Consider the following 272-nt stretch of genomic DNA (forward strand, 5'->3'; position numbering starts at 1 on the left):
TCAGTCGCGCGAAGAGGGCGAAACCGACCGCGAGCGTCACGACGACGATCCCGAGGACGGCCAGCAGGATCCGGGCGGCCAGCGTCCTGCCGAGTCGCGGCATCCGTGCCTCCGCTCCTGCCCGGCCACGGGCCGTGGCGCCGTGGTCCTCGTCGTCGACGCCCCCGTCGGCGTCGCCACCCAGCATGGCTGAGCAGATTGCACAAAACCATCTCTATCGCGGCTATCGGCGGCAACGATCACAAGCATTCCGGCCCGAGACGGCCTGCTCC

Annotated in this window: 1 protein-coding gene; it reads left to right on the plus strand. The window is 69.9% G+C overall.

Translation table 11 applies throughout. From position 1 onward, the window contains the following. On the plus strand, positions 1-193 hold a 193-nt coding region (locus tag AB1471_RS17340; RefSeq protein ID WP_367780977.1), incomplete at its 5' end, for a hypothetical protein. Between the last annotated feature and the right edge of the window lie 79 nt (positions 194-272).

The sequence above is a fragment of the Jeotgalibacillus marinus genome (assembly GCF_040801915.1).
GTDB classification, from domain to species: Bacteria; Bacillota; Bacilli; order Bacillales; family Jeotgalibacillaceae; genus Jeotgalibacillus; species Jeotgalibacillus marinus.